Source organism: Neobacillus sp. SAB-20_R2A, assembly GCF_049568635.1.
Lineage (GTDB): Bacteria > Bacillota > Bacilli > Bacillales > Cytobacillaceae > Neobacillus > Neobacillus citreus.
On the sequence record NZ_CP145895.1, the window covers coordinates 3,901,779 to 3,922,996 of the forward strand.

Annotated in this window: 20 protein-coding genes; 3 read left to right on the forward strand and 17 right to left on the reverse strand. The window is 42.2% G+C overall.

Annotated elements, in window-relative coordinates; translation table 11 throughout:
• Nucleotides 1-209 precede the first annotated feature (209 nt).
• The 4 genes from V5M37_RS18865 to brnQ form a co-directional block, all read right to left on the reverse strand.
• Entirely contained in the window at nucleotides 210-1,640 is a 1,431-nt protein-coding gene (locus tag V5M37_RS18865; protein ID WP_423798694.1) for a sigma-54 interaction domain-containing protein, read from the reverse strand.
• A 141-nt stretch (nucleotides 1,641-1,781) separates the two neighbouring features.
• Entirely contained in the window at nucleotides 1,782-2,567 is a 786-nt protein-coding gene (locus V5M37_RS18870; RefSeq protein ID WP_423798695.1) for a 3-hydroxybutyrate dehydrogenase, read from the reverse strand.
• 20 nt (nucleotides 2,568-2,587) lie between these two features.
• Nucleotides 2,588-4,027, reverse strand: a complete 1,440-nt coding sequence (locus V5M37_RS18875; protein ID WP_423798696.1) for a GntP family permease — start codon at nucleotides 4,025-4,027, stop codon at nucleotides 2,588-2,590.
• Nucleotides 4,028-4,365: 338 nt separating this feature from the next.
• Complete coding sequence (gene brnQ / locus V5M37_RS18880; protein ID WP_423798697.1) at nucleotides 4,366-5,736, reverse strand: branched-chain amino acid transport system II carrier protein; 1,371 nt, start codon at nucleotides 5,734-5,736, stop codon at nucleotides 4,366-4,368.
• 352 nt (nucleotides 5,737-6,088) lie between these two features.
• Between brnQ and V5M37_RS18885 the strand changes: the two genes are divergently transcribed.
• On the forward strand, nucleotides 6,089-7,018 hold the full coding sequence (locus tag V5M37_RS18885) for an endonuclease (RefSeq protein WP_423798698.1): 930 nt from the start codon (nucleotides 6,089-6,091) through the stop codon (nucleotides 7,016-7,018).
• 103 nt (nucleotides 7,019-7,121) lie between these two features.
• On the opposite strand, the gene V5M37_RS18890 is transcribed toward V5M37_RS18885, so the two are convergent.
• The 5 genes from V5M37_RS18890 to V5M37_RS18910 all read right to left on the reverse strand — a co-directional run bounded on the left by V5M37_RS18890 (nucleotide 7,122) and on the right by V5M37_RS18910 (nucleotide 11,741).
• Entirely contained in the window at nucleotides 7,122-8,093 is a 972-nt protein-coding gene (locus V5M37_RS18890; RefSeq protein WP_423798699.1) for an ABC transporter permease subunit, read from the reverse strand.
• Nucleotides 8,068-8,922 (reverse strand): ABC transporter permease subunit, encoded by an 855-nt coding sequence (locus V5M37_RS18895; protein ID WP_423798700.1) that lies wholly within the window; start codon nucleotides 8,920-8,922, stop codon nucleotides 8,068-8,070. The genes V5M37_RS18890 and V5M37_RS18895 overlap by 26 nt, the downstream gene beginning before the upstream one ends.
• A 185-nt stretch (nucleotides 8,923-9,107) precedes the next feature.
• Nucleotides 9,108-10,037, reverse strand: a complete 930-nt coding sequence (locus V5M37_RS18900; protein WP_423798701.1) for an alpha/beta hydrolase — start codon at nucleotides 10,035-10,037, stop codon at nucleotides 9,108-9,110.
• Between the two features lie 115 nt (nucleotides 10,038-10,152).
• Complete coding sequence (locus V5M37_RS18905; protein WP_423798702.1) at nucleotides 10,153-10,890, reverse strand: class I SAM-dependent methyltransferase; 738 nt, start codon at nucleotides 10,888-10,890, stop codon at nucleotides 10,153-10,155.
• Nucleotides 10,891-11,123: 233 nt separating this feature from the next.
• A complete protein-coding gene (locus tag V5M37_RS18910; protein ID WP_423798703.1) occupies nucleotides 11,124-11,741 on the reverse strand; it encodes a DedA family protein in 618 nt (205 codons plus the stop codon).
• Nucleotides 11,742-11,904: 163 nt separating this feature from the next.
• Between V5M37_RS18910 and V5M37_RS18915 the strand changes: the two genes are divergently transcribed.
• A complete protein-coding gene (locus V5M37_RS18915; protein ID WP_423798704.1) occupies nucleotides 11,905-12,978 on the forward strand; it encodes a Gfo/Idh/MocA family protein in 1,074 nt (357 codons plus the stop codon).
• 72 nt (nucleotides 12,979-13,050) lie between these two features.
• Here the strand turns inward: V5M37_RS18915 and V5M37_RS18920 are convergent, their stop codons facing one another.
• Nucleotides 13,051-14,142, reverse strand: a complete 1,092-nt coding sequence (locus V5M37_RS18920; RefSeq protein WP_423798705.1) for a CotH kinase family protein — start codon at nucleotides 14,140-14,142, stop codon at nucleotides 13,051-13,053.
• Between the two features lie 145 nt (nucleotides 14,143-14,287).
• Between V5M37_RS18920 and V5M37_RS18925 the strand changes: the two genes are divergently transcribed.
• Nucleotides 14,288-14,683 (forward strand): CotG/ExsB N-terminal domain-containing protein, encoded by a 396-nt coding sequence (locus V5M37_RS18925; protein ID WP_423798706.1) that lies wholly within the window; start codon nucleotides 14,288-14,290, stop codon nucleotides 14,681-14,683.
• A 105-nt stretch (nucleotides 14,684-14,788) separates the two neighbouring features.
• On the opposite strand, the gene V5M37_RS18930 is transcribed toward V5M37_RS18925, so the two are convergent.
• From V5M37_RS18930 to eutS, 7 genes are all read right to left on the reverse strand, one after another.
• Nucleotides 14,789-16,324: an amino acid permease gene (locus V5M37_RS18930; RefSeq protein WP_423798707.1), complete on the reverse strand. Its 1,536-nt coding sequence runs from the start codon at nucleotides 16,322-16,324 to the stop codon at nucleotides 14,789-14,791.
• A 26-nt stretch (nucleotides 16,325-16,350) separates the two neighbouring features.
• The gene (locus V5M37_RS18935) at nucleotides 16,351-16,485 is read right to left on the reverse strand and encodes a hypothetical protein (RefSeq protein WP_277398268.1); all 135 of its coding nucleotides are present in this window, start codon (nucleotides 16,483-16,485) and stop codon (nucleotides 16,351-16,353) included.
• Between the two features lie 50 nt (nucleotides 16,486-16,535).
• On the reverse strand, nucleotides 16,536-17,354 hold the full coding sequence (eutC, locus tag V5M37_RS18940) for an ethanolamine ammonia-lyase subunit EutC (RefSeq protein WP_423802647.1): 819 nt from the start codon (nucleotides 17,352-17,354) through the stop codon (nucleotides 16,536-16,538).
• Nucleotides 17,355-17,411: 57 nt separating this feature from the next.
• A complete protein-coding gene (locus V5M37_RS18945) occupies nucleotides 17,412-18,773 on the reverse strand; it encodes an ethanolamine ammonia-lyase subunit EutB (protein WP_423798708.1) in 1,362 nt (453 codons plus the stop codon).
• 182 nt (nucleotides 18,774-18,955) lie between these two features.
• Complete coding sequence (locus tag V5M37_RS18950) at nucleotides 18,956-20,386, reverse strand: ethanolamine ammonia-lyase reactivating factor EutA (RefSeq protein WP_423798709.1); 1,431 nt, start codon at nucleotides 20,384-20,386, stop codon at nucleotides 18,956-18,958.
• A 43-nt stretch (nucleotides 20,387-20,429) separates the two neighbouring features.
• Nucleotides 20,430-20,870: a EutP/PduV family microcompartment system protein gene (locus V5M37_RS18955; RefSeq protein WP_423798710.1), complete on the reverse strand. Its 441-nt coding sequence runs from the start codon at nucleotides 20,868-20,870 to the stop codon at nucleotides 20,430-20,432.
• Nucleotides 20,867-21,205 (reverse strand): ethanolamine utilization microcompartment protein EutS, encoded by a 339-nt coding sequence (eutS, locus tag V5M37_RS18960; protein ID WP_423798711.1) that lies wholly within the window; start codon nucleotides 21,203-21,205, stop codon nucleotides 20,867-20,869. The genes V5M37_RS18955 and eutS overlap by 4 nt, the downstream gene beginning before the upstream one ends.
• Between the last annotated feature and the right edge of the window lie 13 nt (nucleotides 21,206-21,218).

Consider the following 21,218-nt stretch of genomic DNA (forward strand, 5'->3'; position numbering starts at 1 on the left):
TATAGTTTTATTTAAGAGTCCGTTTGTAACAAATTTGATTACCTGTAATCATAATAGTTACAATTTATTTTTTTGTCAACAAATAAATTTTGTTCTTTCTATTAAGATAAAATTCACAAAAAACAAAAAAGGACTTACTCATTAAAATTTCGAGTGAAGTCCTTGATCATATGATGGATTTCTTTAGTTCCTGTATTGGTTAAATCTTTTTAACTTATATCATATAATTTACATTTATCATAAAAACTGGTTTTACCGATTTCCAGCAGTTTAGCCGCTTCTAGTTTATTACCCTTCGTTACCACTAAAGCTTGTTCAATTGCATGTTTTTCTGCTTGGATGAGTGTCTCTTTCAATGGGAGAATATTCTTCGGTTCCGCTGACAAGATATTGCTTACTGAAACAGTTTGTTCATTATGTAAGTTACCTTCGTTTCCCCCCTCGGTTTCTCGATCGCGCAAATATAGGGGCAGGTGCATTAATAGAATGGTTTTTCCATCAAGCACATTGATCGAACGTTCTAATACATTCTCCAATTCGCGAATGTTCCCCGGCCAAGAATGCTGCATCAATCTCTCAGTTACCTCATAGGACAACTCAATACCATTTCGGAAAAATCTCGCTTCTAATTTTTTCAATAACCGCTTTGCAATCCCAGGGATATCCTTCTTCCTTGTCCTAAGCGGAGGAATATCAATTTTAATGACATTTAATCGGTAATATAAATCTTGTCGGAAATCCCCTTTTTCCACCATTCTTTCTAAATTCCGATGGGTGGCAGCAATAATCCGCACATCCACAGGAATAGATTTATGACCTCCGACTCGGACCACTTCTTTTTCCTGCAGCACTCTTAATAGTTTACTTTGCATCGTGAGCGGCATATCCCCAATTTCATCTAAAAATAACGTCCCGCCGCTTGCTAATTCAAACTGTCCCTTCTTGCCGCCTTTTTTCGCGCCTGTAAAAGCACCATCCGCATAACCAAACAATTCCGATTCAAGCAGGTGCTCTGGGATGGAGGAACAATTAATGGCCACAAAGGGAGCGGCAGACCGGTTGCTGTCATGATGAATCGCATGAGCAAATAATTCCTTTCCGGTGCCAGATTCACCGATCAATAACACCGACGAATCGCTCCTGGAAACTCTTTGCGCCAATGTTTTTGCTGCAAGAAAATTAGGGCTGTCCCCGATTAAGTCCTGAAAACTATATTTACTTTGCAAATCCCTTTGAACCCTTGCTTGATAATAGTTTAATTCATCAACAAGGCTTTGGATCTTACTTTTATACATCCGCCATTCTTCAGGATTACGGAACATGACATTTCCTACGGCACCAACAATCTGTTCCTCTTCAACAATTGGAAATCGATTAGCAATCATTTCACTGCCATTTATATGTTGGACTGAGGCCAATTCCTTCAGACCTGTTTGGGCAACAATATGCATCCGCGAGTTTTCAATCACATCCTGTACATGCCGGCCAAGCGCATCTTCCATCGTGGTGCCGATAAACTCGCAATATCCTTCGTTAATATATAAAATAATCCCGTTATCATCGACAATAACCACACGTTCTGCTAATAGATTGATAATTTGCTCATGCCAGCTGCTTGGTACTTTGTCAAATGCCCGCATCGATTGCCTCCCCTATAAAAACTCATTAAATTCATTATAGCAAAATCTTAATAAGTTTTTTCAAAATTGGAATATTTGTAAAAAAAAGAGAATCCTTCTGACTGGATTCTCTTGCACTATCAACACTTACACTGATACCGTCTACTGCGCTGTGTACCCGCCATCGAGAACAACCGCCTGACCTGTTATCCCCCTGCCTTTGTCGCTTGCTAGAAATACGGCATAATCCGCAATCTCAGATACAGATAAGAGTCTTTTTTGGGGGACAAGCGGATAAATGACTTCCTCGAGGACACGTTCTAATCCGACATTTCTCGTCTTGGCCAAATCAGCCAACTGCCCCCTTACAAGCGGTGTATCAACATAACCAGGACATAGGGCATTGACCGTAATTCCGTACTGGGCTCCTTCCAATGCGGCTACTTTCGTTAAGCCAATCACCCCATGTTTCGCGCTGTTGTAGGCCGCTTTCCCGGCAAAGCCAACCAAGCCATTAATGGAAGCCATATTGATAATTCGGCCGAAGCCCTGCTCTTTCATATACGGCAATACATTTTTAATGCCAATAAACGGCGCCGTTAACATAACTTTAATCATCAGTTCAAATTTTTCTGTCGGAAAATCCTCAATTGGAGAAACATATTGCAGCCCAGCATTATTTACGAGAATATCTATTTTTCCAAAAGTACTTCTTGACAATTCCAGACTATTCTTATATGCCTCCTCATCGGTGACATTACAGGGGGCGGAAATTGCATCAAAACCTTGTGCCTTTAACTCCAGTGCCACTTGTTTACTTTTTTCTTCATTTAAATCGGAAATAACAATATTTGCCCCTTCTTCAGCAAAAGTCTTAGCAATTTCTAAGCCGATTCCACTTGCCGACCCTGTCACAAATGCTGTTTTTCCAGCTAATGCCTTACTCATAATTAAGACCTCCTAAACTGTTAAGCAATTCCAAAGAGTGTATATATAGCAATAACAGCAAATACCGCCAATGTCTTAATGACCGTGATGGCAAAAATATCTCGGTAGGATTGCTTATGGGTTAGCCCTGTTACGGCCAGCAAGGTGATGACCGCTCCGTTATGCGGCAGGGTGTCCATCCCGCCCGATGCCATCGCCACGACACGGTGCATAACTTCAGGTGGAATATTCGCTGCGGCAATCGCTTGATTATACTTTTCAGCCATCGCCCCCAGCGCAATCCCCATGCCGCCTGAGGCCGAACCGGTCATCCCGGCAAGTGTCGTAGTGGTAACAGCTCCGTTCACGAGTGGATTAGTAAAAGTAGAGGAAATACCATCACTCATTTTTGCAAATCCCGGAAGTGCTGCAATAACTCCACCAAATCCGTATTCTGCACCTGTATTCATGGTAGCCAATAAAGACCCGCCAATTGCTGTATTCACACCATCCTTAAAGCCTTTCGTTACGCGCTTCCAATCATAGGCAATCGAAGTGATAATCCCAACAAGGAGCGCCATAATAATCGCCCAAATGGGGGCAGATACTGCTACATCAACCTTATAGGCATCTAAGCCAAGTGCTGCAAAATCAAAACCATTCGGATACCATTTTGGAATATTCGTTACAAAAAGTTTATTCGTTACCCCGACCAAAATGAGCGGAACAAAGGCAAGAATTTTTCTTGATAATGACTGTTCGGTTGTTAAATCAGGTAGAGCAGGCTCATTGGCACCAAGCTTTTCCTTTTCAATAGCAGCTGCCATTTCCGCTCCTAACCCATAATAACCTTCACCTGCTTTTTCAGCCTTTTTCCGTCTGGATTCCAGATAGAATAAGCCGGCTGCCAAAACGATGATGGCACCAATGATTCCAAGGATAGGTGCGGCATAGATGTCGGTTTTAAAAAAAGCAATCGGAATAACGTTTTGAATTTGCGGTGTTCCAGGCAGCGCATCCATTGTAAATGTAAACGCACCTAGCGCAATCGTACCTGGAATAAGCCTTTTCGGAATATCTGCCTGCTTGAACATTTGTGCAGCAAACGGGTAAATCGCAAACACGGCTACGAATAAACTAACCCCGCTGTAGGTTAATATTGCCCCAAGCAGCACAATCGACAGCATCGCCCGTTTCGCCCCAAGCCAACTGACAATTGTCTTCGCAATCGATTCAGCAATCCCGGACATTTCAACAACCTTACCAAAAATAGCTCCTAATAAGAAAACAGCAAAATAAGATTTAATAAATCCGACCATCTTCTCCATAAATACACCTGAAAAGAATGGCAATACATGGCTAGGTGCAATCAATACAACAGCTAGCAGAGCACAGATTGGAGCAAACAGGATAACAGAGTAACCTCGGTATGCCACAAACATCAATAATCCAAGTGCCAATAAAATAACCAATAAATCCATATACATCCCCCTTGCGTAAAATTCGTAAAGGACTTTTTCAGAAAACGCTTTCATCCCCATTCAAAAAAAAGACCGTTACATTTAAATTTATTTGCAAGTTTTATGCCAACTATTCTGAAAATTAAAAATGCTTATTTTAAAGGCGTAATCAACATAATCACTTAGAAAATATCGATAATTCTGGATCCAATTTCCGATTCCACGGAAGCTGTTTTTCCGATAATCCGGAAATTCCGCCTATCCGGAAAAATTACATACCTTCACCAAAAAGATTTCCCACAACAAAAAAACGCACTGCCAATTTGCAGTGCATTTTAACAAGGGTATATGTTTATGATTTAAGCGTTATTTTCCCTAAAAGAAGTTTGAAAATATTTTTGCAGCTTCACGATTCCAGTGCTGATCGCAATGGCAATGATTGCTGGCAACAGCCAGCCAAGTCCTTCATTATATAACGGCAGTACTTGTTCATAGAAGGATACGATCGGGTCCATCCACCTGAAATTTTCGATTCCTACAAGCTGGCAGAAAGTTTTGATTCCATCGATAATGCTGACCATAAAGGTTACCACAGTTGCTGAAACATAGACAATCTGCGAATGTCTAAAAAACTTTGATAAAAATGTCAGCAGCATTAGGACAACAGCCAGCGGATAAAGAAACATTAAGACTGGAATTGAAAAATTAATGATGTTTGCTAATCCGAAATTACCAATGATAAGAGATACTAACGAAAAGAAAACAACCCAAATTTTATAGCTGATTTTCGGCATTTGGCCATGAAAATACTCACCGCAGGCTGTTACCAATCCGATACTCGTAGTCAAGCAAGCAAGAATGATAATAATCGAAAGCATGACTGTTCCGACAATCCCAAAATAATAGGTTGCTGTTTTTCCGAGGACTGGACCTCCTGTTTCTAAAAGTCCGAATCGCCCTGTGCTAGTCGCACCTAAGTAAGCAACACCAACATAAATGATTCCTAGGAAAACTACCGCAACCAATCCGGATTTGGCTGAAGCCGACAGAATGCCTCTTGTTGATTTAACTCCCATGGCACGAACAGCATTGATAACAATGATGCCAAACACAAGCGATGCCAGTGCATCCATCGTGTTGTATCCTTCCATAAAGCCCTTTACAAACGCACCGTTGGCATATGCTTCTTGTGGTGCTCCAATTGACCCCATTGGTTTAACAATCACCATGACTAATAATACAAAAATGAGAATAATGATGGCAGGCGAGAGGATTTTCCCGATCCGGTCAACCAGCTTAGCCGGATTTAATGAAAACCACAAGGTTACTCCAAAAAATATTAGTGAAAATATGAACAATCCAATGTGGTCCGAGCCCCCGCCGACAAACGGCGCAATCCCAATATCATAGGCTACAGCACCTGTTCTTGGTGCTGCAAACAGCGGTCCAATTGTTAAATAAAGCAGCGAGGTAAAGATAATTCCATAAAGCGGATGAACCCTGCTTGACAGTTCCTGCAGGTTTCTGCTTCCAGAAACGCCCATCGCTAATATTCCAAGAAACGGCAAACCAATCCCCGTTATTAGAAACCCAGCTGCCGCCTCCCAAACGTTTGTCCCTGCGTTTTGCCCGAGTGATGCCGGAAATATTAGATTTCCCGCTCCAAAAAACAAGGCAAATAACATGACCCCTATTACAAAATACTTCGAAAATGGCAATCTATTTTCCATTAAGGTTAAACCCCTTCATTTCTTATTCACGGATACTAATTTTACTATTCTCAAAATTAAAATGCAATCCATTTCCGTGATTATTTTGATAATTTTAAAATACATTTAAATACTGGAAATACAGAATTAATCATTATTTACAGTAATTGCTTTTTGAAGCTACTTTTATAACACTCAATTCACAAAACAAAAGTAATTCTTCTAAAATAACATTTTACCATAGGAAAATTCAGCCATCCGAGCCATAACCTACGCCTGTTAACACAAAATTTCAAATAATACCCGTTTTGCCGGAGATATCATTATATAATGAATTTGAAAGATAAATTCTTTTCTCTGGAGTGAGATTTAGATGTCAAAAAAGAAAAAAGTCATTAAGGACAGCACTTCGGAATTTATTGATTTGCATAAACAATTGGCTTTTTTGCGAGATAACAAGCGAAAAATACAGGAAGACAAAGACCTTTATTACGATGAAACAGAAGATTTACTTGATATTCAAAAATACTATCAAACAACAGCTCAACATGACCTTGATGGCACCACTTTATTTTATAAATACAATGAATTACTAACAAAAACCCATAAAAACCGAATCCCCTATTTTATCAGTAAAGATTTATATCTCTATACCTGGGTAGACCTGCACCCAGACGGCAGCGTAAAAAGTATTTACTCCAGTGAAAAAAAGAATCCTGAAACCATCATTATTCAGGATTATCAAATCATCACAGAAAAATATGCTGAATTTCAGGAATTTCTTCGAAAAATTAAGCAAAAGGAATTCGAAACGCTTCACGAATTGAAAGTCTACGAACGAAAATTAAAAGTGAACACGGAACATATTGTCCCCCAATCATGGTTCGGTGCGCTCGAACCGATGAAGGGCGATTTGCATCATTTGTTTGTTTGCGACCCGGAATGTAATATTACCCGCTCCAATTTCGCTTACTCAGATTTTCCCAATTTCCATCCCGAATCACCCGAAGAGCCGGTTCAAAATAATTGCGGACTCGCGGTCGGGGGAAGATTTGAGCCTGAGCATGGCAAAGGGACAGCAGCAAGGGCAATGCTGTATTTCCTGCTTCGCTATCCGAAGGCAATCAAAAAAGCTTTTCGAATTGAGATAGATCTCTCCACTTTAATCAGGTGGCACAAGACTTTTCCAGTAGGACTTTATGAAAAGCATCGCAATCAAACCATTTACCATATCCAAGGAAATCGGAACCCATTCATTGACTTTCCTGAACTGACTGAACAAATTGAATTCCCTATTCTATAACTTGTTATTCCCATCTTTTTTTGCAGATTAATAGATTTGCAGTACTGAAAAAGAGGCATCCCTTTTAAACGGATTGCCTCTTTTATATGGATATAAAATATATTTAGACTTTTTCCCTTTTAAATGTATATTCTTTTCTTTGAAAATACGATTTTATTGAATCATTGATGCAGGCGACGCTGATTGCTGTAAATATAAAGAAGAGAACTGGCACAACGATAATCCATTGGCTGGAATAAAGGTATGGAAGACTTCCGCCGATAACGCCGGACCACTCATAAGAAACAGAGCGGGGATCGTCAACAATCATCCCGTAAGAGACGAAGGTACCGCCGAAGAATAGCTTCATAAACCCAAGGTGGGCAAGGAGCTGCAGGACCTGGGTAAATTGCTGGCCAAATAATAAAATCCATTTTTCGTAAACATGGGGAACGATGTGTTTAAAATAAATGAAGCGTTTATTTGCACCAAGCGTTTTGGACGCGACAATAAAATCTTCCTTTTCCACAATCCTCATTTCATTCGCTAGATGGATGGTTAAATTCGGAATCGCAATGATAATTAAAATAACCGTTTCAAATAAAGCCCGTTTCCAAAATGGGGTTTGAAATCCGTCAATCGGCATCCACAAAACACTAAATAAAATGAAATAAACGATGATGGTTTGCGGAACGACGGAAAATGGTTCAAAAAGACTTTTTAGAAAACCAAACAGTTTTGGACTTACAGAGTAGATCAAGGAGCTTGCCACTAAGGACAACAACAGCCTTAAAATGGCAACAATCAAGGTGATTCCGATGGTGTACTTTGCCCCTTCAATCATCATTTGTCCTAAGTCATACCCAAACTTATCAGAACCTAGCAAAAACACCGTAAATGGCGGGTATGGCGGAGCATCAATGAGATTCCCCTTATCATCATAAAAAAAAAGTACCTGTCTGATTTCTCCATCATGAAGTACTGTATTTAATATACTCCAGGTAACCATTGTAACAAGGAATAAGACGCCAAAAACAAATCTTTTTCTTTTTAATAAAAATAGAATCATGTTACTTGGAATCCTTTCTGTAATCAAAGCTGATCCATTCGTAAGTGCGGTAAAGTAGATAAAAAGGGATAAAAATGAGAATACAGCCGACAACAAAAGGGTCCGGTCCAGTGACCATTGCCCTTAACAAGCCGTTCATATTGAACAAATAATCTACTACCAATAAAGTGGACAGCATCGTCCAGAAAATAGTTTTCGAGGCACCAAACATCCCTTCGGCAATATTCCGGAGCACGTGGATATTCAAAATATAAGAAAAAGATAATCCCTTTGCTTTGGCTAAATGGATATATTGTTTCTCCAACTCTTCCTCAATGTGATGGATGAAAACCTTCGTGATATAGAAACTAATGGGGACGCTTAAGCTGATTACTGGCAACAGGACGGCCTTTTCGCGCAGACTGACCACTGTTGCTATTTTTATTCCTGTTTTCTTGTAAATCATGATTACAGCCAGCTGCAATAAGAGAATGAACATCAAATCAGGAACTGCCTCTGCCAATTCAATCAAGTTTTTAAGGAAGTTGATTTTTTTTCGAAAAAATATAAACGAAAGATATGTAATGATAAAGGCGATGAAACAAGCTGTAAGGATGCTTAATCCAAGAATTTTCATAGACTCTATGTATCTATCAAAAATAACTGGAAATAATGGGTTTTTTCCGTCTAAAGTCAATTGATCATAGGAGATTAAACCAAGGTTCATGGCTTTAATCGCAATAAAGTATTCCGAAAAATGAAACGACAAATCCTTCAATAAAACCGGTAATGCACCAATGCAAATCAACACTTCCACTGCTAAGATGCACTGCAAAACTAAAATAACCACTTTTTTCGCAAAACGTTTAAAATTCATAGATTCTTCCTCTCTATTGATGCATGGGGACGGTTCTCGTGCCTCATTTTGATCCACGGGTAAGTTATAAAAATTTACACAAAATTCCGCAAAATATATTATAAATGCTCTTTTTCCATTTTGCTATTTTTAATTTTAAAAAAGTGCCTGGATTGTATATAAAGGTCCAGACACTTTTAGGTATTTTATTTACTGAATGCTTTTTTTAAGGCTTCCCCGGATTTTTCCAAGGCTGCCTTTCCTACGTTTAGTACTGCTGCCATACTTATAAAGCCATGGATGGTGCCGTCGTAACGGATTGTTTCTACTTCCACACCTGCATCAGCTAATTTTTTACCATACTCTTCCCCTTCGTCACGTAACGGGTCATATTCGGCGGTAATAACTAGTGCCGGCGGCAGGCCTGTAAAGTCCTCATTTAAGGCAGGCGATACGAGTGGGCTTTTCTTATCTTCCTCACTGTTCAAATAACAATCGCGGAACCATTCCATTGTTCCCTTTTCCAGAAAATAGCCGTGAGCATTTTCCACCATCGAAACTGTTGGCATTCCGCCAGTGTTGGTACTTGGATACATCAAAAGCTGGAAACAAATTGGCGGGGTGTTTTTCTCTTTTGCAAGATGACTGATAACAGCAGCAAGGTTTCCACCAGCACTGTCGCCACCAACAGCAATCCGCGTGCGGTCCACCTTAAAGTCTTCGGCATGGTCGTACACATATTGTACTGCTGTGTAGGAGTCTTCCACTGCAGCCGGAAACTTGTGTTCAGGTGCAAGCCGATAGTCAACGGAAATCGTAACGCAGCCAGCGCTATTGGTAAGGGCCCGGCAAATATTATCATGGGTATCAAGATCGCAGATTACCCAGCCTCCGCCGTGATAAAAAACTAACGCTGGATAGCTTGACTGTTCTTCCTTTGGATAGTAGACCCTTACAGGAATATCTGACGCAGGGCCGGGAATAGTCCGGTTTTCCACCTTGCCTACTTCCTCAACTTCCCCTTGGGGAAACTTGGAACCCATTCTTGCCATTTGTGGGGTTAAAGTTTCGAGCGGCGGTGCGCCTAGAGCTTTTAACTGGTCTAATAAAAACTTTGTTTGCGGTTCAAGAGTCATTTTTTCGCCCACCTTCAGATTCATAGTTTCATACGATTATATTGTTCGAGAAAAGTTAATTTTTTCCTCCAAAAATATCAATAATTATCCCCAGCAGGCGAGGCTAGTTTCACTCTTATTTTTTTTGTAAAATATAGAATACATACCCATAATATTCGGAGTAATTTCTATATAAATCTATTTCAGTTTGAAACTCTTCCAGAATGGTTAAGGCATCGACGTCATTTTTATATTTTTCACGGAAACTGATAATCTTACTTTCTAATGGTCTGTAATAATGCTCCCACCAGCCCTCTTCAGGGAGAACAAATGTCGTTATTACCTCGTACCCGAGATTCTCTGCTTTTTTAATGTTTTCTTCAACGGTCCCCACCTCAGGATAAGCCTTATACCAAAATTCTAAAGGTTCTTTCGGCGGATTCTTTTTGATCCAACTTAGCTCTGACGCTACTAAAATACCATTGTTTTTAAGGAATTTCCGCCATTCCTTTAAACCCTTTTCAAAACCCAATATAAAAATAGTACCCTCTGCCCAAATCACATCAAATTGCCCTTCTGCATATGGCAGTGATCTCATATTGGCTTTCTTAACCGTTACTTTGTCTGTCAGTTCCAGCTCCTGAACTTTGTTTTGCAGCACCTCCAAAAATCCCTCATTGATATCGGTGGCCAAAATCGTTCCATCAGTCAAGGACGCAAGTTCAATCGTTTGCATGCCGGGACCGCAGCCAATGTCCAGAATCTCAGGTTTAGTAACACGATTCCTAATCATTTCAAATGCTTTTCTGGTAGATTCATTGTTTCCGGGACCTTCTCTAGGGATGTCTTTATGCAGTTCATAAAATAAATTCATTATTTTATCTCCTTAGCGGGATATTTTCACATTATTCCTATCTTTTTTCGAAAAAAGAAAATTTCTTCTCTGAAAAATGGCATTTTATTGGTCCTCCAACCAGGGACTGTGAGATATCGGCGAATTTCCCAAAGTTATCAGCGGATTTTCGATTATATCAGCGGATTTTTCAATATATCAGCGGATTTTCGATTATATCAGCGAATTCATCCAATATATCAGCGAATACATTTTTAAGCCTTTCTCGATTTATGACTTTTCCTAATAAACTTTACCATTCCTAGAATTAGTAGGATGATAAGTATTCCATATATGATGGTAGAGAAATTATCCATTTTTTCCGTAATAAGTTCCCAATTCTCTCCCAAGTTTGCACCTAGATGAATCAGGACCGTATTCCAAATCAGTGTTCCAATCGTTGTGAAAATTAGGAAAAGAGAAAAATTCATGTTGGCCATTCCAGCGGGGATTGAAATCAAACTGCGAATTAGCGGAATAAACCTACACAGGAAAACCGTCCAAATACCATATTTATTAAACCAGGCATTGGCGCGGTATAAATCTTCCTTTTTTAGTCGTAACAATTTTCCATACCGCTTAATGATTCTGTCAAACCGTTCCACATCCAAAAAATTTCCGAGACGATATAAAATTACCGCACCAAATACAGAACCTAAAGTTGAGGCAATAATGACTCCCGTAACGTTCAAACTGGTATCCAAGGTCATATAACCGCCAAAGGTCAGGATGATTTCCGAAGGAATGGGCGGGAAAATATTTTCAAGAGCGATCAGCAAAAATACCCCTATGTAACCATAGCTTTCAATAAAATCTTTTATCCAAACTTCCATTTTAATCCTCCATTTTTTTCATTTCCACATGTATTACGTTTTTTATCCTAAAAGGTTCCGCTAATTGGTATAAGTTCATATAGGAAAATTTTTTCTTCTATCTAGCACAAACTACCAGTTCCTATTACACTTAAATTATCCTAAATTTGAGGGGGTTTTACACATGAAGAAATTTAAGGCAGGAATTATCGGAACCGGTTTCGGCGCCAAAGTGCATGCACCGATGATGAACTTTCATGACGGATTTGAGGTAACCGCAATAGCAAGTGTTTCACGAGGAAATGTGGAGAATGTCCGAAACACGAGCGGTATAGATCATGTTTATACTGACTGGCGATTAATGCTCGAGAAGGAAGAACTCGACCTTGTTGTTGTAGCTTCAGCTGTTCATTTACATAAAGAAATGGTACTGGCTGCTTATGAAAAAGGGTTGCATGTGGTCTGTGAAAAGCCAATGGGCTTAGATGTGTCGGAGACAGAGGAAATGATTTCAGCCAAAAACCAAGCAAACAAACTAGGTATCATTAATCATGAATTCCGCTTCCTACCTGCCCGGACAAAGGTGAAGGAAATTTTGGACAGCGGCAGCCTGGGGAAAGTTTTACACGTTCGTTATTTGGCTGCTTTTCCGAATTATGCCTATCTTTCATCCAACCCACGCGGCTGGCTGGCCAAAGCGGAGACTGGCGGAGGGATGCTCGGGGCAATTGGTTCGCATATGACCGACTCTCTTCAGTGGTGGCTTGACAGTCGTTTTCATGAAGTGTTTGCTAATCTTCCTATCCATGTACCAACTTATACGGCTGAAGATGGAAAAGTCGAAATCCGTACTGCCGATGATGCTTTTCAGGTTATTGGCAAGCTTGATAGCGGGGGCACTGTCACATTGGAATTTGTGTCGGGAGTCCGCCAAACCGCTAATTCATGGCGTTTAGAGGTCTTTGGTACAGAAGGAACAATGGTAATGTTAGATGACAGCCAGGTTCTGCTTTCTTCGGGTGATGCTCCTCTTGAAGCAGTTGAGCTAGTACCTGATATAACAGCCCCTGCAGAAATGCCGGCGGTCGCAGCCCGTTACTATAACGGCTTTAACCGTGCTCTAGATGCCCTGTACGAAACCCTAGTGACAGGTGTTAAACACCCTTATCTAGCTAATTTTGAGAACGGCCATGAAACACAAAGGGTGCTTGATGCGATTCGCCGTTCCTCGAGGGAAGAACGGAAAGTTTACCTTTAAATTCATAAAAGAACCATCCGAAATTGGATGGTTCTTTTAAAAACACCGCAGTCATAAAGGCAGCGGCCTATTTTAGTTAAGCTTTACAATCTCGCGTTCGATATATTTTCTTCTTTCAAGGATGTATTCCGTGATTACCCGAAGCTCCTGGTCAAATTGTGTGATCGAGTCCTTTTTGTAGGGGTCCTGCAGGACATAGGGCCGGATTATTCCAAGCAACTTTTCAACTCTAGGCACCATAAATTCCAATGTAAACTGCCGATTCATAATTTCAACCAGCAGCTTTTGATACTGCTTTCGGAACGAATCCACATCCAAAATTCTTGCCGTTAATGTATTATAGCCCTGAAGCGGAACATAATCCGCCTCCATCACCTTCCCGTTAACATCCCTACCCCAGGTGGCATCGTAATCCCATGGCATCACCTCGAATAGCCCCGTTTCACCATTTCGGTAAAGCGAATAATTATGGACAAAACCATCATAGTTGGACGTGAAGATAATGCCCGCAATCCACCTCAAGTATTTATCAACATCAATATATTTAATAATTTCCCTCTCAAATTCACTTCTAGGAATCGTATTAATGTTATAAATAAACCTTTCTAAAAACTTATCCTCGGACGCCTTCCCACACTTCTTTTCATAGCCTGATTTCAATGACTTTTTCACGGCTTTATCCAAATCACTCATCAATGAAAAATTCGCATCGCCATCAATGGCATAATAAATGCTGCCAGCGGGAAGGTTTCTTCTTCTTATAAAATTTTCATCCACCGATTCGATTTCCAAATATATTCCTTCCGGTTTGCCGTTAAGGGTCAAAAAGACATGCCGGGAATATGGTGCTAGGACACCAATCTCAGAAAAGAAATCGAAGGATAATTTATTCCGTATGAACGAAGGATCCTTATACTCAGCATTTATATGAATTTCACTGGAGCCTTTGAATTTTTTAGGCTTATAAAAAGAAATGTAATACGATTTTTTCAAAAAATCACGAATATGAGAGCCGCGGTAGCTGATATCTACCTCTAATCTCTTGCCATCGATATTTAGCTGTGCGGGGATTGGCATATCCACCCATATATCCCTTTTAAGCTCCTTTAAGTTGCTCGGTTTTATAAAAATTTTATAGTTTGGCAGTTTTGCGGCTTCGTCCATTCCCTATCCTCCCCTCCTTTTATACCTATGATGGAGGAAAAGGGATGTCACGATTTATTGATTTTTTCCTTGAATAGGCTATTGTCCGAGACCAAGACAAGCGTCCATTCGTAAATTGTTAAAAGAGGAGTGGGTGTTATAGATAATGCACAATTCATTTCGTACTCCCTTTTCTGTAAAAAAGGAGGTGCTTCAAATGGAAGAAAGAGAATTTTCTCCAGAGGATATTCAAAGAGCTGCTGAAGGTGTACAACGCGGCGGATTCGGAGATTTTATGTTTATGGATCCAGGCCGTCATCGCGGGACTTCTGGCAACAGAGGAACTTCTAGCCAGACGTCTAGACGGACCACTAGTCGTCCGATGATGACATCAAGCAGACATACGACTAGACGCCGCACGTCCAGAAAAAGAACTTCAAGACGCTTAACGCATAATCTGGAATGCACAAACTGGCGTAATACAGACCACGGCAGACATCAAACGAAAAGCTGCTGGAAAGACGGCAACATGTGGGTGTTTAAATCCCGTAAAAGAGGTTAAAGAATCAAAAGGCGGCTGGTCCGCCTTTTCTTTTTTTTCTAATCAGGAAAACTCTGAAGATCAGGACCCCGGCACAACGGCAGCAAGATCCTGACCTCTTTTTAATTAATGTTTCCCATGTTCAAACTCGTCTTCAAGTCTTCTAATTTCATCAATTGATTTTTCGAGTGCTGACTGAGGGCCTTTGAAATGCTTTTTATAATAAGTCAAATCCATAATAATTAACAAGATAAACATTCCCGCCAAGGCATAGGCAGCCATTTGGTTAGGCGGAATGATCATCATGATAGAAATGAAGATAATCCAAAGGATGCTGAGAATATTAATCGGCTTGCTCCACTTTCCAAGACTCCAGGGGCCGTAATGCTTTGGCTGAAAGATTCCCTTAGCCTCTGCCTGCAGCTTGAGATAGATGGGAATCCCATAGGCAACATACAAACCAACCACACTTACAGCCGTCAGGAAGGCGATGGTGGAGTAACCTGCATCCGGATTCACCAGCTTCGTAATGTAATCAATTAACGCCAGCACAAACGAAAGAATCACAGACAGCCAAATCGCCTTTGCCGGTGTCCGGAACTTCCGGCTGATTTCCGCCCAATGGCGGCTGAACGGCATTCCTTTGTCCCTTGAGAAAGCATACATCATCCGCGAAAAGGAAGTAATCGACGAAAGGCCGCAGAAGAACATTGCAAATGTCACTAGCCATAACACGACTGCTCCAAAGGTGCCGCCCAGAGCTTCGCTAATAACAAAGATAAAAGCATTATCTGATTTCACCGCACCGGCCGCATCATGAATCGAAAGCGTGACAAATGCCAGCATGATAAATCCAAACACAAATGAAAACGCAACGGAGTTGTAAATGCCCCATGGAGCGCGGACACGTGGGTGTACTGTTTCTTCAATCGTATGGGCAGACGCATCATAACCAGTAAAGGTCCACTGTGCCTGTAACAATCCGATTAAAAAGGCCAGAACATAAGGCTTATCGGAGAAGGTTTGCCCTACCTGGAATAGGTAATCAATCGGCTGAAGGCCGTTTCTTGTAAAAAATGCTAAGCTGACAACCAGAATAGCAACAACGACCATATGGTACCAGGCTGAAAAGTCGTTTAATTTTGCGACGATTTTAATCCCAACGTGATTGAGGATTCCGTGTAATAGGAGAATAACGCCAAAGACAATTAAAGTGGTGGTATCGGTAGAGGTATATCCAAAAACGGTTGCTAGGAGCGGGTCTGCAAATAAGGCGCAAGAGTAGTCGATTCCGGCCACAATCCCAATTTGGCCAATTAAATTAATCCAGGCTGTGTACCAGCCAATCCGAACCCCCTTTAAGGCGGCGGCCCAGTGATACAGGGCACCTGCAGTGGGAATAGCAGAAGCCAGCTCGGCAAGTGAGGCGGCCACCAGCATCACGAAAAAGGCCACAATCGTCCAGCCAAAACCCATCATACCCGGGCCGCCGTACGTTAACCCATGTCCATAAAGAGAAACAGCCCCTGTTAAGATGGAAATAATCGAAAAGGAAATCGCAAAGTTGGAAAACCCGCCCATATCCCGCAGTAATTCCTGGGCATAGCCATAGCGGTTCAGCTGCTTCCTATCCTCCAACAATTGTTGGTCTTTGTTTTTCATTTGTTCTACCCCTTTCTTACTGATTATTAGTCATCCTTTCCAACAAAGATTTCATGCTCTTCTTCTTTAAAGGCCCTTACATTTTTATTCGCATGCATGCCAATGGCCGTACCGACCACTAAAGTGATGACTACAAGTGCAAAGCCGATTACAACCTCCATCCCCCCACCCTCCTTTCTTTATAAAATCCCAATAGAAAGATAGAATAACACTATAATTCCAGCTTTACTCCGCTCACCTTTTGCTCAAGCATCTTCTTAAGGACAGTACCAATATGAGCACCAGCCTCGACAGGCGGAGTTCCAAGCGGGTGAATATTTGAAATCACGTTGCGGTCGGATTCAACAACCCCTTTACGCGGCCGGTAGCACATATAGGCACTCATCGAACTAGCCGAGACCAGCCCAGGCCGTTCGCCGATTAACAGGACCAACACCTCCGGCTCAAGAATCTCGCCAATATGATCCATGCAAGCTACCCTGCCCCCTTTGACAAAAAACGGGGTTCCAGCGGAAAGGTGATTGATTTTCAAAGAATCCAGTAAGGCCGGATAAACATCCTTTAAATTGGTTTCCACGGCACTAGCGCTTAATCCGTCTGAAACGACAATTTGCACCTGCGGGCGATGGATGCATTTTTCTTTTATGGTCCTGACAGCACTATCGGTTAAGATGCGCCCTTTATCAGGCCTTTTTAAATACGTTTCCTTGTTTTCATAGCATGTTTCAACGGTAAATAATTCAAATTCCGCCAGAGATTTTTCAAGGACCTCGCCCCCGACCGCATCAATTGCCGCCGCATGGTCAAACTGCAGCTTTAACATCGTTTTCGTGAGCGGCCGGGTTCCGGTCCGCCAAACGCCAATCCTAGCCGGTGTAGAGGCAATTAAATTCGATACCCCCTCCTGATATACAGCTGCCGGAATAGAGGTCTTCCAGTCGTTCTCAGAAAATATCAGTCCTTCTTCATTGGTTTTCGCAATTTTTTCTGCTTTAGTTTCAGCGGGAAAGTTCCTTTGAAGTTCCTCCATTACTTTTTGAACAATAAATTCAATCTCATTCTCCTGCACTCTCTTCCCCTCCTTTTCTTACATAAACAGTGTCGGATCACCGGCCCGCTCGGTTAATATTCCTCTCTCCATAATTCCCATCTTCTCAAGCCATTTTTCAAAAAATGGCGCAGGTCTTAGGCCCAGCAACCTTCTGACAGAAGCAATGTCATGGAAGCTGGTCGATTGATAATTCAGCATGCAATCATCCGCCATCGGAACGCCGATGAGGAAATTGACACCGGCCGAACCAAGGAGGACGGCGAGATTCTCCATATCATTCTGGTCGGCTTTCATATGGTTTGTATAACAAACGTCGACACCCATGGGAATTCCTTGCAGCTTCCCCATAAAATGATCCTCAAGCCCGGCCCTGATAACCTGTTTGCTGTTGTAGAGATATTCCGGCCCAATAAAACCGACTACGGTGTTGACGATAAACGGCTTATATTTTTTTGCAAGCCCGTAGCAGCGGGCTTCGAGCGTTACCTGGTCAATGCCATGATGTCCATCTGATGAAAGCTCCGACCCCTGTCCCGTCTCAAAATACCACAAATTCGGCCCTGCTGCCGTTCCCTCTTTTTGGATCAAATCATTCGCCTCATCCAACAGTCCGACGCTGATGCCAAACGCTGTGTTCCCTGCCTCCGTTCCCGCCAGGCTTTGAAAAAGCAAATCAGACGGCGCACCATTTCTGATGGCCCGCATCTGAGTCGTAACATGCGCAAGCACACAGTTTTGCGTAGGGATTTGAAAGCGGTCGATTTCCTCTGCGGTCATTTGTAAAATTTGTTTGACACTTTCGGCTGAATCAATAACTGGGTTAATCCCGATAACTGCATCACCGATTCCATAACTGAGCGCTTCATATAGAGACGCCCTGATTCCTTGAATACTGTCAGTGGGATGATTCGGCTGAGCCCTGCCAGCTAGCGTGCCTTTATGGCCAACCGGATAATTACACTGGGTCACGACCTCGATTTTAGATGATGCCTGAATCAAATCCAGGTTGGACATGATTTTAGCTGCGGCAGCGACCATCTCACTCGTCAGTCCCCGGCGGATTCGGCTGATTTCCCGATTTGTTGTAGATTCAGCCAGCAGGATCTCACGAAGGTCGCTGACAGTCCAATTGGCGATAGATTCATAGATTTTTTCATTAATGGATTCTTCAATGACGCGGGAAACCTCGTCCTCCTCAGGTGGGAGCACAGGGTTATTGCGAATGTCGCTCAGGGTCAAATCAGCCAGGAGGTGACGTGCTGCAAGCCGCTCCTGAGCGTCATTGGCGGCGATACCCGCCAGTTGGTCCCCCGACTTTTCCTCATTCGCCTTCGCCAAAATCTCTTTTAAGCTATTAAATTGATATGTTTTATTTAGTAAGGTAATTTTGGTTTTCAAATTTCAATTCACCTCCCAGTTTCTTTTTCATTTTTAAGGGGTTAATGAGGATTTACTCGCCCGTTTTCCGATTTTACTCGTCAGTTCAGCCAATTTACTCGCTGCTTTTCCCATTTTACTCGCCAACTGTCGCATTTTACTCTCCGATTCCCCGGTTTTACTCGTCAACCAGCTATTCCCAGTTAGGAAAACGCCAGCGTCTTCACAACAACGGGCACCATTGTATCATTCAACGGCTCGCCAATATCAATATAGTCGCCGTCCTCAACCACCACCTGGTCAATACAAATCACGTCCACATCAGCCGCTGACTGCAGTCGCAGCGCCTGCCCCAGGGCTTTAGCCATATCATTTTCACAGACTACGACAAGGGCTGTTGCCCTAGGAAAAAGCCGTGCGTAGATCTTTCCGAGTACTTCCGCCAGTTCCTTTAGCTTTAAATAAGACAAATACGGCATTTCCGCTAAACTAATCGCAAACGGCACTTTAGAATTTCCATGGAACAATTCCTTCCCTTGAAAAAAAAGCCGTTCAATATACTGCTCCAGAGCCGTTTCTGAATAGCTCATTTTAACAACTGGGATGTTTCTTAGCGGCAGATGCTTAGGAGCAATTGATATCGTCGCCCCGCTGATTTTCGTTGTCTGCATGCCTGCCCCGATGACCGTCGCCCTCGAAGTTTGCGATGCCTCCACTACGGAAAAGGGATAGTTTTTTAAAGCTTTCATCAGTTCTGCAGCCAAAATCGGGCCGATGTCGTTATATTTCGCCGCATCACCCAATGTCGAAGGCGGCACTTCTAATGCCAGTCTCCCACCCCCCCCAGAAATCATGACCTCATTAATCATCGGCAGTGTTTCCGACGAAGCACTGTGAACCAACGCCTTAACGGTACCTATAGGCATCTTTCCCAATAAACAGTCCAGCATGTCTTTACACAACAAAGAAGAAAGTTCGGAAAGCTGCTTTAATGTCGGCCGCATCCCCTTTTCCAGCAAGTAGTTTTTAGAAAAAAGCCAAGGCTGTAAAGATGCGGATACCGCCAAGACTTCACCGGCAGAATCGATTTCGATCAGCCGGCCACCGACATGAAAGGTAATCGTATCCAGCACTTTTCCTTGCTTAAAGAGGGCAACGTTGGCAGTACCGCCACCAATATCGATATTGGCGACAATACCCTTCACCTTTTTTGAGTACTCAGAGGCACCCGAGCCCCGTCCAGCCAATACGCCTTCCAAGCTGGCTCCGGCTATCGCTACCACAAAGTCACCGGACCGTTCCGCTAAATAATGCAGCAGAGCATCGGCATTTTTCTTAATCGCCGTTTCTCCCGTTATGATTACCGCACCCGACTTGATCTCCGATAGTGACAGTCCAATTCGTCGATATTCCTGTTCAAGCCAGCCCGCCAATGTCAGCAAGTCAATTTCATCTGCATTTTTCAAAGGAGTGGAAATAATCTCACTCACATATTTGACCTTTCGATCAATAATATCAAAGTGTGGCAGGGCAAAATGACTCGACACCCTGCCTAACGTCAGTTCGCTTAAAATCAATTTCGTTGTACTTGTGCCAATATCAATGCCGACACTCTTTATTGCTTCCAAGCTCAATCTAAAGCCCCTCCAGACCGCTATTTGTACTGCTCCTAAAAATTCAAATAAGATTCAATAGGGCCGCCTTCAAATCCGGTATTCCTTCAAGAGTGATGGACGAGATTTTATATATTGAATGATTTGACAAAACTTGCCTTAGCAGTTTTTCAGCCTTTTCCAAATCCGCATTTGGATGGTCTATTTTGGTGATGACACCAATGGGAATCAACGGAAATCCCTGTGCAAAATTCGGCGGCAGGAACTGCTCATGGCGAGTTGCGTCTTGAATGATGAGGAGAATCCGCGCTTCCAATGCTGTCGCGATTAACGAACGGTAAAACAATGGATTTTCACTATACTCCCCAGGTGTGTCAATGATCCAATCTATATAGTTTAGTGCCTGTGTTTTGACAGCGGGTGTCGGGTCCTCTAGCAGTCGTTTGGTTAACGTAGATTTTCCTGACCCAACTGGACCAATTAACATCACTTTCGCTTTTTTCATGACTTGGTGATCTCCGCTGGTTCAAATTTCAAATGCCTGCTCAGGAATTGATTGATGGCTTGGATGGCCATTTCTACATTAGAGACCGTTCCGCAGATGACAAGCGACCCGGTAAAGCGGTCCAAGTAGCCAATTTCGACATCTGCTGCTTTGGTAGCAATATCAGCGGCAATTATGGCGGTCTCTGTTGGTGTCAATGTCAAAATTCCAATCGCCCCCGCTTGACCAATTCCAAGCTTTGTATATAAGGCTTCATCAGGATTGGCTATAATGTGTGCCAATGTTAGCTGCTTCCCCGGTACATATTCCTGAATGACGCGCTGCTTTTTCTCCATCCATTCTTCACAC